Origin of the sequence: Rhodococcus sp. NyZ502 (assembly GCF_041464245.1) — a bacterium.
GTDB lineage: Bacteria > Actinomycetota > Actinomycetes > Mycobacteriales > Mycobacteriaceae > Rhodococcus_F > Rhodococcus_F qingshengii.
The window spans coordinates 4,161,353-4,177,201 of record NZ_CP167155.1 but is presented as its reverse complement, the minus strand read 5'-3'; the positions used below and the strand labels follow the sequence as shown (position 1 = coordinate 4,177,201).

Here is a 15,849-nt window from a genome sequence, read left to right as displayed (position 1 = left end):
CAGTTATAAATGCCGAGAGAGAAGTGTTCCGATTGCTGATGCGAGCTTGATGGGCACTGCATTTCCGATCTGCTTCGCGATCGCGGTTTTCGAGCCTACCCACTTGTAATCGTCTGGAAATCCCTGCAATCGAGCTGCTTCGAAGTGGGTGATTGCTCGGTTCTCTGTGGGATGGAGGTAGCGACCCTTTTCTGGCTTGAAGAATTCGGTGCGTATGGTCACCGACGGTCGGTCCGAGTGGAGCCGTCCCATGACGTCGCCGGAACCAGTTGTGTGCCTTCGCCAGCACGGCGCCTTCAGCTCGTCGGGCAGATCGAATCTGTTTCCGCCGATCGGGATGCTTGCGAATCGATCCAGCGAGAGCTGCTCGAAGTTTCGAGTTAGATGCAGTTCGGTTGTTTTGAACTCACCGGGCAGCATCTTGCCGTCTTCCAATTCTATGAAGCGACCTTCTGGCAGGAGTTGTTCGGTTACATGGGCTTTGATCCCACGGAGAGCCTCGCCCACGGTGAGGTGCGCGTCGGCATGTGTTTTTTTGGGTTCGCCAGGATCTTCCATGTCGCGATGCCGCCCAATGACCACGACGCGTTTACGCGCTTGCGGTGCGCCGTAATCTGCCGAGTTCAGTGTATGAGGCGTTAATACGTAGTCAGCGAGTTCGCCACCGGCCTGAGTAGTTTTGTAGAAGATTTGGAACTCTGGCGACTTCAGGAACTGTGGGACATTCTCCAGTACGAAGTACTTCGGGCCGGCGAGGGCCACCGTTTTTGCATAGTGACGCCACATCTGGTTTCTGGCGTCGTCAGCATCCTGACGACCAAGTGCAGAGAAACCCTGGCAGGGTGGCCCGCCGACAACAAGATCGACGTCGGGGACCGTGTGGGTTTGGAGCCAATCCTCGATCCGGCCTTGATGCATGACTTCACCGAAGACCTGTTTGTACGTTTCAGCAGCGGCTCGATCCATTTCGACTGCCCCTGCGACTCGGTATCTCGCACTGGATTCGTGGAGGCCCTGCGTCAGCCCGCCGGCGCCTGCGAAGAGGTCGAGTACCTGGATCGTCGATTCGTTCGCGCGCACACGTGAAGGGTACCTGGTAGCGCCGACTGCGACGGCATGGCTAGGCGTCGGTTGTCTGTTCATCGGGGCTCGGGAGAATTGGCCGAGCAAGGTGATGAGAAATCGTCTGACAGGTGCCAGTGATCGATTTCCTTGGGTCCAGGTGTTTGGCGTTGTTGCAACAGTCAGCGCTTACTGACCGATATAGATTGAAAGCGCTGCCGCGCTGGGAGCATTACTTTGATCGACGAATCGCGCACCGGGTGCGAGGGCGGTTCCTTCGGAACATGACAATATTGACGCATTTGAACCCGAGATGACGATCCATCATTTCGGCGGTTGCGAAAGAGGTAGTGATGAGTGGGCCAGAGTGTGCAATGGAATTGAATGCTCCACAGCGCGAGGTTTCAGACGCTCCCATCGGTGAGCGATTGCTCGTCGTTGCCGGGGCCGGTCAAGGCAAGACCGAAGTGGTGGCGTCACGTATCGGCCGTCTGGTTGCCGAAGAGGAGTTGTCTGCTTCTACCGAGATCTTGGTGTTGAGCTTTTCGCGCGCCGCGGTACAAGCTGTCAAGCTGCGCTTAGATGCGCGAGATATAGCTCGAGCAAATGTACGTACATTCGATTCGCTAGCCGGCCGCCTTTTGCTGGACGCAGATATTGAGCCGGTGGGCTCCTTTGAAGCGCGGATTCGACAGGCAACGAAATTGCTCGTCGACGGTGACGATGTTCCTTATGAGATCGAGACACTCCGACATGTGGTGATGGATGAGGTCCAGGATTTAGTGGGGGACCGCGCGGATTTTGTGCTGGCATTGCTTCGCAAGTTGGATCGTGATGTCGGTATCACTGCGCTAGGCGACCCGCTTCAAGGGATCTACGATTTTCAACTCGAGGATTCCAAGACGAAGACTCCGTCCTCTGCTGTCTTCGAGGCGCTGCGAGATGAATTCGGGCTCAGGCAAGTTGGGCTAGGCGACAACTATCGTGCACGTGGGTTGGACCCCAAGCAGGTTATCGAGCTCGGGGAAGTTCTGCGCGAGGTAGCAAACGCCGACGAAGGGCGAGCCGTCCTCGACGAATTTGAACAGAACCTCATCGACCGCGGAGACATCGAGGATTGGGCTTCCTCGGTTCACCAAGAAGGCTCGCGCACCGCCATCTTGTGTAACACCAATGCTGAGGTCTTTCGTGTGTCGAGGTACCTGCGCGAAGCCGGTGTGGGCCATGTTGTTCGACGGACTGCACAAGAGTTCGGCGCCGCGAGGTGGGTCGCGCAGGCATTGGGTTCATTGGTGGGGCAGCGTATTCCCAGATCGGAGGTCGAGGAGGCGCTGTCCCAGTTCTGTTCAGCGGAAGTGGCCGAGGACCGATGGTACCTACTGAAGTCTGCAGAAGGTGATTCGCGAAACCATAATCAGCTCAATCTTTCTCGACTGCGTACGTTGATTCGGTCGGGCGCGATTCCATTGACCCTGACCGAACCTGACACGGCCGACGTCATCGTCTCGACGGTGCACAAAGCGAAGGGGCTCGAGTTTGAACGTGTCTTCGTTGTAGAACCGAATTTCTCGCGGAAGGACGAAGACCCGTGGGTAGTGATGCGTGGTCGGTACGTTGCGCTGAGTAGGGCGCGCGATGACCTATTTCTGTGCAGGCTTCCGAAGGACTGGGCGAGTTTTAGATCCGAGTTTTGGTTGCGGGATCGGTTGATGGAGCGGGTGCCGGGCAAGAAGCCAAAGACCAAGCGAACAAGATCTGTGGAATTTCGATACAACGATGTCGAAGTTGATGCCCCTGTCGGTAACGGCAAAGTGAGCGCGGCAGCGATTCAGTCTCGACTTAGTGATGACGCATTGGTTGGTCAGAGACTTGAGGCAACACTCGACCTGGATTTGTCTACGTCAGAGCTGCCGATGTACTTGCTGACGACGGAAGACGGTCACACGATCGGACGGACCAGTGAGACCTTCAACGAGGAGTTCAAGAGGGCATTCAACCTGAAAGGCGGGTCGTGGCCTGCTTCGGTAACCGGGTTGTCGGTTGTCTCGGTGGAGACAGTGGCGGGAGATCCGGCGAAGTCGGAAAAGATGGATGTCAGTTTTGCAGGATTCTGGTTGGCTCCGCGAGTTTTTGGTCTGGCACAACCTGATTGGTCGAATATGGAGGACATGCAGTGAGCTCGCCAGTTGATTCTTCGCTTGACGAAAAATATCGGTTCCGCGACGAGATGGTCGAGGAGCTGTCCCGCGATGTGATCGGTCCGGGGGATGGTGCATCTGAGGTGATCAAGGAAGCACCATTGGATCGGTACATCGTCGGGGTCTTGTGGCCGGCTGATGAGGTATTGCAGGAAGAACCTGAGCCGGACGGGACTGAGCCGAGCGATCAGACTGCGACCGAAGACAGCCCGGTCGCTCAGGCTCGTATGCGATTCCCGTCGTCGATGGGGCTCACGTTCTCGGTGAAGTTGGACGCCGCAACGACGGTCAAGATCTCCGCCAAGGCCGCGTACTACCTTCCGTTGGAGTCGCGAGACGACGGCGGGGAGAAGCCGAAACGCCGCCGGGAAAGTGATTGGCAGCGTCATGAGCTCGACATCGAACCCGTCATTCATGCAGTTGACGTGCCAGGAACTTACCGGCCCGAAATGCCGGAAGGGCTGGAGCTTTATGTGTATGTGCGACCCGCCCGCGAAGGTTCAGTAACGGTATCTGTGGCCTTGCGCAATACCCGGGAATCTGTGAAAGGTGAACTGCGCGACGGGAAAGCGTGGTTCCAAGTCGGGTTGATCATTGACACCGATTCGCCGGCGATCGTTGATCGCTCGCGTCAGCGAAATCTTGGTTCTGATCCTGACCTTGACGGCGCCGCTCTGTTGTACCGAAACATGCGAACTTTCGCGATCGGTCACGGATGCGCGGTCGAATGGGTGGGGGCAGATGCCGTAGGCGAGTGCATCGCCCAAGTTGCGACAACGTTCCTCCCAACACATGAAGTCCCACGTGCGAGGCCGGGCATCCTTGACGATTCGGTCAATCTGCGCATGTCCTTTCTATCCGACGCGACCGATGCGGAGGTCTTGGGGAGCCTGCGCGCGATGTCGCGACAGTATCGACAGTGGATTGAAAACCTCGAGGCAACGCTCGACGACGGTACCGCTGACGTCGGGACGCACCTGGTGGACATCGCACGCAACAATATGAAAGCCGCGAAGCAGGCGGCCGATCGCATCGATGCAGGAATCTCCCGTCTACAGAACGATACCGACACGATGCGGGCATTCCGGTTGTCCAACAAAGCTATGCAGTTGCAGCGTGCACGGCAGGTATGGGTTCGTTCGGGAGCTACTGGCACAGCTGATGAGGGCTTGGATCAGCAATGGTATCCGTTCCAAATTGCGTACATTCTTCTTAACCTGCCTGGTTTGAGTGATCCGGCACATCCCGATCGTGACATCGCAGACCTTCTGTGGTTCCCCACAGGTGGAGGAAAAACTGAGGCATACCTCGGCCTGGTTGCGTTCTCGATCTTTCATCGACGTCTCAAGGATCCAAAGGCGGTCGGTGTCGCCGTCATCATGCGCTATACGCTGCGGCTGTTGACAATCCAACAGTTCGAACGCGCCACGATGCTTATGTGTTCTCTTGAAACTGTGCGGTTGGCAAATCCCGAACTTGGATCGCGCGCATTCTCCATCGGCCTGTGGGTTGGTTCCGGAGGCACACCCAATACGCTGGACGAAGCTAAGAGGTCGCTGCGTGACCTGAAATCTGGTCGTGAGTTGACCGAGAAGAATCCAGTTCAACTTACGCAGTGTCCTTGGTGCGGAAGTGAACTGGACTATCAGAACTACTCGGTGAAAACTGCTCCAGAACGGCACTTGCATATTGCGTGTGGAACGACTGGTTGTGACTTCGCGGACGGCTTACCAGTACATGTTGTAGACGAGGATATCTATCGGGCTCGCCCTGAGCTGATTCTGGGCACAGTCGACAAATTTGCGGCAATGGCGTGGAAGGCTGACGTAGGCAAGCTTTTTGCTCGTGACGGAGTCGGCTATGCGCCGGATTTGATCATTCAGGATGAGTTGCATCTCATTTCAGGTCCGTTGGGTTCGATGGTCGGGTTGTATGAAACCGCGATTGATGCTGCCTGCGAGGTGAAGAATTTGGCGGAAGGTACTACTCGCGGCCGGGCGAAGATCATCGCATCGACAGCCACCATCAGGCGTGCTGAGAAGCAGATCAAGTCGGTATTTGCCAGGGACGCAGCGCAGTTCCCGCCGCCAGGGGTCGACCCAGATCAGTCCTTCTTTGCAGAACCGGCACCGCGCGACACCCACGGAACACGTCGATACGTAGGCATCATGACTCCGGGCACAAGCCACGCAACGCTGATGGTGCGTGTCTATTCGGCGCTGCTACAGGCAGCAAAGGATCTCGAGGGAGACGATGACACGCGCGATCCCTATTGGACCCTGCTGGGCTACTTCAACAGTTTGCGTGTTCTCGGAAGTGCGTATCTCCAGGTCGAAGGAGACGTTAGAGAACGTCTACGGGTTGTAGCTAATAGGAGCGAGGGAGACCCACGAGAGATTCGTCGTCTGAATGAGCTCACAAGTCGTGTGCCATCCTCGGAAATTCCAGGTGCGTTGAAGCAGATGGAAAGGACGGTCAGCGACGGAACGCCAGACGACGTCGTGTTGGCGACAAACATGATTTCTGTGGGGGTCGATATCGACCGACTCGGATTGATGGCGGTGATGGGGCAACCACAGTCGAGTGCCGAGTACATCCAGTCCACCAGCCGGGTAGGCCGTAAGTATCCGGGGTTGGTAGTCACAATCTTCAACTCCGCGAGGTCTCGTGACCGTTCACACTACGAGAGCTTCATTCCCTACCACCAAGCGCTTTACCGGGCAGTGGAGGCGACAAGTGCGACTCCTTTCGCGGCGCGTGCCCGAGATCGAGGGTTGCACGGTGTCTTGGTTTCACTTGCGAGACTGCTGGTTCCAGGACTTGCTGCTGACGGTTCTGCGTATCTGGCGGAAGACAACTGGGACGGTCTCCGGCAGGTGGCGGACATATTGGAGCGGCGGGTCGCAGAAGTGGCTTCGGAAGAATCCGACGATACGCGCGACCAAATCGACAAACTGCTGGAAGTGTGGGCCGAAGCCGGCGAACAAAAGCCTCGTATGAAGTATCGAAATTCCAAGAATCTGGATGCGGCACTATTGGTGGATCCCGCGACCGCATTGACCAACGACACGATCGAGTACTCGCAGAGTGAAGCTCCCTGGCCAACCCTTGAGAGCATGCGCGACGTTGATGCTGAGACTGGTTTGTATCAGATTCCGATGAGGAGAAAATAATGACAACTGGCGCCAAGGCACGCCGCAGCCAGCTCCTGAGTACATACGGAATTGGTGGGCTATTCCCCTCAGAATCAACAAGTTTCATGATCACTGGGTTGGACGACTGGAATGAGAGTCGAGCGCCAATCGTCAGCGAGCCACGCCTTGCGCGTTCGCTGCGGGTTCGGGAGTTGAAGTCACCGCCAGCAGGAACAACTCGAGATGTCCCGGTAATCAGATTTCCTTACACTCAGGTATGCCCGTCCTGCCGCAGGATCGGATCGATCTTTGACCTCTCGGGGGATTGGAACGTCGCGAAATGTAATAAATGTAAGGACAAGGCTGACCTGGCACCGTTTCGTCTGATCACTGCATGCAACAAGGGGCACATCGACGAATTTCCGTACTACCGCTGGCTTCACAAGGGACAAAGCAGTGAGGGCGAAGACCATGAGATGCGTATGCAGTCCCTTGGTAAGACTTCGTCGCTGGCTGACTTGGTTCTGACGTGCACCTGCGGCGTGAATCCGAAGTCGTTGGACGGAACCTTCGGCCCTAAAGCTCTTGCCGAATACGGTCACTGCAGTGGTGCGCGGCCTTGGCTGGGGTTCGATCACAAGCAGGATTGCGCGGAGATCCCGAGGGTGCTTCAGCGCGGTGCGTCGAACGTCTGGTTGCCTGCCGTGCGATCTGCGATCTCGATTCCTCCGTACTCGGAGGCTCTTGCGAAGTTTGTAGACCGGCATTGGATTGCTCTGGCGGACCCCGAGGCCGTGACTGACAAACTTTTAGCGAATATCGCGGCTTCCTCGACCGGAAAGTTTTCGGTCGATCAGATCAACGCCGAGGCTGAACGTCGCCGAGGAGACGACGAGGATGAGGAACTTACGGAAGAAGCGCTCCGGAAGCAGGAGTATTCGGCGCTGATTGACGGCCGTGACGAGAGTCAAGGCTCCGACTTCGTCAGTATCAAAATGGATCGTGACTCGTCGTTGCCGGACTGTGTCACGGAAGTGCGTAAGGTAACCCGACTTCGGGAAGTTCGCGCCCTGTACGGCTTTTCGCGGCTTAACGGCGTGAATGAACTTGGCGCCGACGGTCTCTGTGAACTGTCGCACGGCCGGAAAAGCTGGTTTCCGGCGATTGAAGTCATCGGCGAGGGTGTGTTTGTAGCGTTTGATCGGGCTCAACTCGATGATTGGGAGAAGAAGCGATTCGCTCAGGATCGTCGCAAGTTGCTGAAGCGAGCCGCAGATCGACAGGCAGTTGAATTTGGGCGAACGGAGGCTGCCGAGGTCGACATCGTGAAGGTGGCGCTTCATACGCTCGCGCATGTGTTGATCGATCAGCTGTCGCTTGACGCGGGGTATCCGGCGGCATCGCTGCGCGAACGGCTGTTTGTCGATGACGAGATGGCCGGGCTGCTGATCTACACAGCAAGTTCTGACTCGGCAGGAAGCCTGGGAGGCGTAGCTTCACAGGCAGAGCCCGAGTCCTTCGCAAGTGCACTCCATGAAGGACTAATCCGACTGTCCTGGTGCTCAGCCGACCCAGTCTGTGTCGAAGCAGGTGCATCCGGAACTGACGCGCTTAACCTGGCAGCGTGTCATGCCTGTGTGTTGGTTCCTGAGACATCGTGCGAGCTGAACAACACCTTTTTGGATCGTGCGTTGTTGTTCGGTTCGCCCGAAAACAATCAAGAGAACGAAGGATTGTTCAGCGCTGTTGTCGCTACCGGCTAGGTCTGCCATCACATGGTGGGGTGCTGAATGGCGCCCCACCATGTGATGTGTCTGGCCGTTGCCCGGAGTGCCGCACGGACGGGTTTGTTTCGCGGGCTAATCTGATCTGGCTGTCCGATATGAGGAGTGACACGTGGCTGATATTGCCGCAGGTGAACGCGTAGTTGTTCGTGACGAGGAATGGCTCGTTCGAGCAGTCCGGAACACCAAAAGTGATGGGGCTCGCGTCGAGGTCACTGGGGTCAGTGAGTTGGTTCGAGATCAGGACGCGGTGTTCTTCGGAGCTCTCGACAAGATTGACCGGCTGAATCCGCGGGACGGCAAGCTGGTCATCGATGAATCTGCAGGATTCCGCCGTTCGAGGCTCTGGCTCGAGTCTGTCCGACGGGGCAGTCCAGTTCCCACCAGCGACACCCGTATTGCCGTAGGCGACCGGGCACTGCTTGATCGCATGGATTACCAGCTGCGGCCGGCTGCACAAGCGCTACAGAATCTCCGGCCCCGAATACTCATCGGGGATGCGGTGGGACTCGGCAAGACACTCGAGATCGGTATCTTGCTGTCGGAGCTCATCCGGCGTGGTCGTGGCGAGCGCATCCTGGTTGTCACTCCCAGAGCGGTGCTCGAACAGTTTCAGCATGAGCTGTGGACGCGGTTCGCCATACCGTTGGTGCGTCTGGACTCGAATGGTATTCAGAAGGTTAAGCAGACGCTGCCGAGTTCGAGAAATCCGTTCAGTTACTACAAGCGGGTCATCGTCTCGATCGATACCCTAAAGAACCCAGCCAAGTACAAGCACCACTTGAAGGATCAGCAGTGGGACGCCGTCGTTATTGACGAGTGCCATAACTTGATCAACCGCACATCCCAGAACAACGAACTTGCCAGACTTCTTGCAGCACAGACTGATGCACTAATTCTGGCTAGTGCCACGCCCCATAACGGGGAATCAAAGTCATTTGCAGAACTGATCAATCTCCTCGATTCAACCGCCATTGCAGATCGTGAGGAGTACACCGCCAAGGATATCGAGCACCTCTATGTCCGAAGGCACCGCAATTCACCCGACGTCAAGTTGGATGTCGCGCATCGGTGGAAGCAACGACGTACCCCACGCGTGATTGAGGTTGTTCCCAATGCGGCCGAGGTAGCTGTGTTGCGCGAACTCGAGGACGTATGGCTTCACCCGGCGGGCGATTCTGTCGTCACGGGGCAAGGACGTCAGCTCTTTCCCTGGACACTGTTCAAGGCATTTCTCTCGTCCCCCAAGGCCCTCCGCGCAAGTGTCGGTCGACGGTTGAAGTCTCTCGACTCCGCATCATCTCCAGAGGCAAAAGCGCTCGTGCGCTTGGATGTTCTCGCCGAAGAAGCTGATCAACAAGGATCTTCGAAGCTCAAATCGCTCGTTGAGCATCTGAAGTCTGTCGGTGTGGGGAAGGGATCTACGACCCGCGTCGTTGTGTTCTCGGAGCGAATCGACACCCTGACGTGGCTTGGGGTTGAGGTCTCGAAGGCCCTCAAGCTTCCAGTTAAGGCAGTGCAGGTGCTGCATGCCGGACTTCCTGATGAGAAGGTTCAGTCGGTAGTGGAGGGCTTCGGCCAGGCTAATTCTGAAATTCGAGTCTTACTCGCTTCCGACATGGCTTCCGAAGGCCTGAACCTGCACAAGGAATGTCACCAGCTCGTGCACTACGACCTCCCTTGGTCGTTCATTCGGATTCAGCAGCGCAACGGCCGCATCGATCGCTACGGGCAAATGCATGAACCGCAGATTGCGGCATTAGCACTCACCAGCGACTCCGATGACGTGCCGAGCGATTTGCGCGTGGTCACCAAGCTCCTTCTGAAGGAACACGAAGCCAATCTCGCGTTGGGTGACGCCGGAGTGCTCCTTGATGTGCATGACGCTGACATCGAAGAGAAGACTGTTATCCAGGCGATTCGTGAAGGGAAGGATTTGGATGACGTCGTTCCGGAGCCGACGCCCGCAGCCCTGAATCCGTTTGCGCAACTCCAAGTAACGGCCGGCAGTCATACCGGCGACCCGACACCCGAGCGCGCCCCACAGCGTTCGTTGTTCCAGGACGACGACAATTTCCTCGCGGACGCATTGAAGGACGTCGCGTCCGAACCCGGCGGCCACGGCTTGGATATCGCTCGCGACGAAGATACAGACATGATCGCCTTCAACCCGCCGGCAGATCTTGTGCCGCGGTTTCGTGATCTGCCCTCTGAATATCTCGTCGAACAGAAAATTGTCGACCGCCTCCGAGTATCGGGGAGTGTTGAATTCGCCGAAGGCCGGCTCGATAAAGCTCGGAAGTCAACTGACAGTGCGTGGCCGGACGTCCATTTCCTTGCTCCAGTGCACCCGGTTCTTGATTGGGCGGCTGACCGATCGGTGTCTCGGTTCGGGCGCAACGAGATACCAGTTCTGTCAGGAGCTGTCAGCGAGCCAGTCTTCCTAACTCAGGCAGTCTGGTCGAATGCCAAGGGGAAACCGGCAATTGCGCACTGGGGTGCAGTTCGCGGGCTACCTGACAATCCCGAAGTCGGCGACTTCGACGAGACATTGGATCAAGCGGGCATCAGGGAAGGTGCCGCGAATGCTGGTTTTGGCGACGTGGATTTGGAAGTGTTGCAGGCCATGGTCTCCGCTGCGGTAGATGCTGCGACTGAACACCTTCGTGACCGCCGCGACGACTTCGAAGCTGACTTGCTCCGGCGTATCGACGAGTATCGAAAGAGCCTGAAAGGTTGGGAACAAACAGTTCTCGAGATAGTGACGGACTCCGGCCGGCGAACCGGATCGAAGCTGGAGATCTCGGAGACCATCGACGAATCTTCTGCTCTCATCGACTCACTCGCTGCCAGCGGTGACCCCTTTGTTCGCGTCGTTGCTGTGATTGTGCCGAAAGCAGGTCTGTAACCAATGTTCGATTCAGTCTCCAACGTCAATGACTATCTATCTGAGCATTGGCTCGCCGAAGTCTTCCCCAACAAGCTGAAGGATCTTGCGAAAGGCTGGAAGGAACTCGATTCCCAGGGCAAGAACACTCCTGTTAAGGGGCTGTCGGCCATCAGCGGTAGCTATTTGACGGCGCTAGGAAAGCTACCCGAACCGAGTCAGGCGGATTTCGTCGAATCGGTGACCGACCTTCATCGGATGCTGCTCAGCGCAGTCGGTTTCGACAGCACCGAAACTGTTCTCGAAACCTTCCAGGGTGAAACACCGATCGCCGTCCCATTGTTGGGGCGCTTCGCCAGTGCTTCTGCGACGGACGCGCTGCACATCCTGCAGGCCGTACCGGCTATCGACGCCGATGCGCTGTTCTCGGCGGATGCAGAACTGATTTCCCCTCTGCAACTGTCGATTACAGGTGCAAAGACCGAGCTGCTGGGATCAGTATCGAAGGCTGTCACTCAGCTCTTCGTCAGTGACCATGCTCCGCGATATCTGCTCGTGATTGCGGGCAGCGTCGTGCTCCTGACTGATGCCGCCCGCTGGTCTGAAGGCCGGTACCTGGCGTTCGATGTTGCAACGGCATTGGACCGTCGCGATGAGAAATCAACGGGCGAACTCGCACACCATGCTGGTCTTTGGTCTGCAGACGTATTGCTCCCGAACGATGACGGCAAGACGGCGCTGGATGCCTTTACCGAAGACTCTGAGAAACACGCAGTAGGTGTCAGCGAGGACCTTCGTGAGGGACTTCGTAATTCGATCGAGAAGATCGCCAACGAAGTTCTTGATCAGCGTCGTGGGGCGGGCAGGCCGGTCAATGGCATTCCTGAGCTTCCTAAGGAATTGACTATCCAGTCGCTGCGCTTTCTGTATCGAATCTTGTTCCTACTCTTCGCTGAAGCGCGACCAGAGCTTGGAATTCTGCCGGTCGGAGCACCCGAGTACGGATCCGGTTATGGCGTTGACCGCCTGCGCGAAATCACCCAGGTACCGCTGACAGGGAAATCGGCTGGCGGACATCACCTGCATGAATCTCTGAACCTGCTATTCAGGCTCGTCAACGATGGGCATGGCGCTGAGAATCGAAATGGCGACGGCCTCGTGTTCGAAGCGATGCGTTCGGACCTCTTCGATCCTGCTCGTACGCCGTTGATTGATGACGTAAAGATCAGCAACAAAGTACTGCAGGAAGTGCTGACCCTCCTTCTGCTGTCGAAGCCTTCGAAGAACAAGAACAAGCAGCGTGGCTACATTTCATATGCGCAGCTCGGCATCAACCAGTTGGGTGCCGTCTACGAGGGGTTGATGTCCTACTCAGGCCTGATTGCCGATGACGACATGGTCGAGGTAGCGAAGGACGGCAACGCGGACAAGGGCTCATGGCTCGTGCCATCCACCAAGTCGGGCGATTACGACGCTGACGATATTGTTTGGCGCGAGGATCGACTGACAGGGCGCAAGGATATCGTCCGACATCCGAAAGGGAGCTTTGTTTTTCGGCTGTCCGGCCGTGATCGCCAGCGCAGTGCCTCGTATTACACCCCAGAAGTGTTGACCAAGACTGTTGTCAAGCATTCGCTTGCCGAACTGATCACTGACGAGACGACTGCGGCCGAGATTCTCGAGTACCGGATCTGTGAGCCGGCGCTCGGTAGTGGAGCCTTCTTGAACGAGGCAATCAATCAGCTTTCTGCTGAGTATCTGACCCGTCGCCAGAATGAACTCGGCGACCGCATTCAGCCGGAGGACTATGCGACCGAGCTGCAGAAGGTCAAGGCATACCTGGCGCTTCATCGCGCCTACGGTGTGGACCTTAACGCCACCGCTGTTGAACTTGCGGAGGTGTCGCTCTGGCTCAATGTGATGCACAAGGGACTGCAAGCGCCATGGTTTGGTTTGCACCTTCGCCGTGGCAACTCTTTGATCGGGGCGCGCCGCGCGACCTACGACTTCACCGCGCTCGGGAGGGCGAAGAAAAGCTGGTTGAAGACACCCCCGACAGATAGGCCGCTGTCCGAAGGGCCCATCGCGGAGGGCGAGATTCATCATTTCCTTCTACCTGCCGAGGGATGGGCGGCGGTGGCAGACGCGAAGCAAGTCAAGGAGTTGGCTCCGGAAGCCACTGCAGCACTGAAGAAGTGGCGATCTGATATTACGAAAAAGCCAACTCTGAAGCAGCTTGATCGTCTTCGAGCGCTATCACGTCGTGTGGAGCGACTATGGGAGCTGGCGCTCCGTCGGCTCGAAATCAGCGAACGAGAGGTGTCGCGGCGCATTAACGTGTGGGGTTCTGAGATCGACCCTGTAGAGACGGCCGCAACGCGTGAGCAAGTTGAATCTGAGCTGCTCGATCCCGAGGGGCCGTACATGCGCCTGCGCCTCGCGATGGATGTGTGGTGCGCGATGTGGTTCTGGCCCTTAACTGGGTCGATCGAGGACTCTGACGATGACAAAGACAACCACCCGGGTCCGCCAAATCTAGACGAATGGATGAAGGCGCTCGAAGGCCTCCTTGGCGCTGATGGGCTGCGTAAGGGCGCAGAAGACCAGGGAATGTTCCACGAGACCGTTGAGAGCTTCGATCAGCTATCGAAGATGGATGAACTCGAGCGCGGTTTTTACGGCATGCGGCCGGTGTGGCAGCTCGTTTCGAAGCACAAGTGGCTCGGGACGGCGCGCGGAATTGCTAACGAGCAAGGGTTCTTTCATTGGGAGCTGGATTTCGCACATATCTTCCGGGCTGGTGGTTTCGATCTGCAGGTCGGTAATCCGCCGTGGGTGCGGCCAGTGTGGAAGGACGACGTGGTACTCGCGGAACGAGACCCCTATTTCATGCTCCAAGATAAGATTTCGGAGAAAGTTTTCAAGACTAGGAGAATGGCGGCACTCAGCGCGGATGAAGTATTGGCGCAGTATCTTGGAGATCTGACTGCATGGGCGGGAACTGCTGAGCACCTTGGGTCAGTTGTTGAGCACCCGGTGCTCGCAGGCGTGCAGACCAACCTCTATACGAATTTCATGGAGCGTATTTGGCGTAACACGACTATCGCTGGTGTTTCAGGTTTGATTCACCCAGAAAGTCATTTCACGGATCCAAAGGCCGGTTTTCTTCGGGACACTGCCTATCGCAGACTCCGGCGCCACTACCAGTTCTTCAACGAACTCGATCTCTTTGAGGGTGTTGGAGGGATGGCTGTTTTCGGCCTGCACGTTTATGGTCCACCAGCCAGTATCGGCTTCACTCAGATCGCATCGCTGTGCGATCCGTCGACGATTGACGGCTCGTACGAACATAACGGTGAGGGTGAATTGCCAGGGATTCAATACCTATGGGGTGGGCGAGATGTGAGGCCTCACCGTTCAAGGTTAACCTGGATCGACGAGGCCGTACTCTCCGACTGGGGAAGGTTGTTCGACGAACGAGGGACTAGTGCTTCGAAGGCTAGGCTGCTCCGCCCGCTTACCAACGAGCAGGTGGAACTCCTCTCAGTGATAGCAGATCAGGCCGCCAGGCTCGCGGACGTAGGCTATCGTTGGACTAGCCTTTGGCATGAGAAAGGCGCGAAGCAAGACGGCTATATCGAATGGCGCACGGAGTATCCGGATTCATGGGATGAAGTCATACTCCAGGGGCCACACTTCACCGTCGCAACTCCATTTGCACGACAACCCAATGAGTTCTGTAAGAGTAAGTTTGATTACACTACTTGGGATCTTGAAGTGCTGCCCGATTCGGTGATTCCGCGTACAAACTATCAACGTGCCTGTGATCGTGAGACTTATGACGCAGGAATTCCACAGTGGGGAGGCCGTCCAGCGGTTGACTATTGGCGGGTTGCTTGGCGGGGAATGACTCAGCCGGGTCTTGAACGTTCGTTGCACGCTGCGATTGTTCCTCCAGGTGCGAGTCACATACACGGTGTGCAGTCAGCGGCAGTCGGTTCGGGAGGATCGATGCCTGGTCCGGCCTTGGACTACAATGCTCTGACGGAAGTCCGAAATACTGTCTTGACAGCTGGGCTATGGGCTTCGCTTCCGTTTGACTACTTGGTTAAGGTAAGCGGAAAGGCGAACTTATCCTCAGAGCTCATCGATCGATTTCCTGCGCCTTTTGAGCATCGTGCGTGGCCCTATCTACTTCATCGCACCCTTCGTCTGAATTGTCTCACACGTGACTATGCCCCACTTTGGGATGATCTCAATCAGGATTCATTCACGAGCGATTCTTGGACGCCAGCCTTCCCACAGCTCGTCGGGTTAGATATGAATCAGGCGAATTGGACCAAGGATGTTCCGCTCCGGACTGATTTTGAGCGCCGTGCTGCCCTTGTTGAGATTGATGCCTTGGCGGCGCTCATGCTCGGACTTTCCGCGGATCATCTGGCATTGATGTTTCGTGCTCAGTTCCCGGTTCTTCGCAAATACGAGTACGAGATGTACTTTGACAGCCGGGGGCGCAAGATCACAAAGGATCATCAGGCGCAGGGTGTGAAACAGCAGAAGGAAGACTACAAACTGCTGCAGGCATATCTTAATGGCGAGGATAGCGGCGACCTCCTCGATCGCTACATGCCTTTCTCCCAGGACGAGAACCACGATGAACCGTGGTTCTACAAGCCTGACCGTGAAGCGGAGATGCGCACCGCCTACGCCGAATTCGAGCAGAGGTTGGGTCTGAATGGTTAAGGACGCCTCCCCAACATTCCCTTCGCTGTTAGCAGAGGAAA

Annotated in this window: 6 protein-coding genes; 5 read left to right on the top strand and 1 reads right to left on the bottom strand. The window is 56.7% G+C overall.

What is annotated here, in order from left to right; all coding sequences use genetic code 11:
• Positions 1-3 precede the first annotated feature (3 nt).
• Complete coding sequence (locus ACBG85_RS19155; RefSeq protein WP_075833832.1) at positions 4-1,080, bottom strand: DNA cytosine methyltransferase; 1,077 nt, start codon at positions 1,078-1,080, stop codon at positions 4-6.
• Positions 1,081-1,436: 356 nt separating this feature from the next.
• On the opposite strand from ACBG85_RS19155, the gene ACBG85_RS19150 reads away from it, so the two are divergent.
• The 5 genes from ACBG85_RS19150 (at position 1,437) to ACBG85_RS19130 (ending at position 15,808) form a co-directional block, all read left to right on the top strand.
• Positions 1,437-3,239 (top strand): UvrD-helicase domain-containing protein, encoded by a 1,803-nt coding sequence (locus ACBG85_RS19150; protein WP_223257941.1) that lies wholly within the window; start codon positions 1,437-1,439, stop codon positions 3,237-3,239.
• Entirely contained in the window at positions 3,236-6,433 is a 3,198-nt protein-coding gene (locus tag ACBG85_RS19145; RefSeq protein WP_372024386.1) for a helicase-related protein, read from the top strand. Before ACBG85_RS19150 ends, ACBG85_RS19145 begins: the two co-directional genes overlap by 4 nt.
• Positions 6,433-8,157: a DrmB family protein gene (gene drmB, locus ACBG85_RS19140; RefSeq protein ID WP_372024384.1), complete on the top strand. Its 1,725-nt coding sequence runs from the start codon at positions 6,433-6,435 to the stop codon at positions 8,155-8,157. Before ACBG85_RS19145 ends, drmB begins: the two co-directional genes overlap by 1 nt.
• 133 nt (positions 8,158-8,290) lie before the next feature.
• The gene (locus tag ACBG85_RS19135) at positions 8,291-11,086 is read left to right on the top strand and encodes an SNF2-related protein (RefSeq protein ID WP_372024381.1); all 2,796 of its coding nucleotides are present in this window, start codon (positions 8,291-8,293) and stop codon (positions 11,084-11,086) included.
• Between the two features lie 3 nt (positions 11,087-11,089).
• On the top strand, positions 11,090-15,808 hold the full coding sequence (locus tag ACBG85_RS19130; RefSeq protein ID WP_372024378.1) for an Eco57I restriction-modification methylase domain-containing protein: 4,719 nt from the start codon (positions 11,090-11,092) through the stop codon (positions 15,806-15,808).
• Positions 15,809-15,849: the final 41 nt, after the last annotated feature.

Coding starts and splice junctions, on each gene's coding strand:
- drmB (WP_372024384.1), top strand. CDS start 6,433: ATGACAACTGGCGCCAAGGCACGCCGCAGCCAGCTCCTGAGTACATAC.
- ACBG85_RS19130 (WP_372024378.1), top strand. CDS start 11,090: ATGTTCGATTCAGTCTCCAACGTCAATGACTATCTATCTGAGCATTGG.
- ACBG85_RS19150 (WP_223257941.1), top strand. CDS start 1,437: ATGGAATTGAATGCTCCACAGCGCGAGGTTTCAGACGCTCCCATCGGT.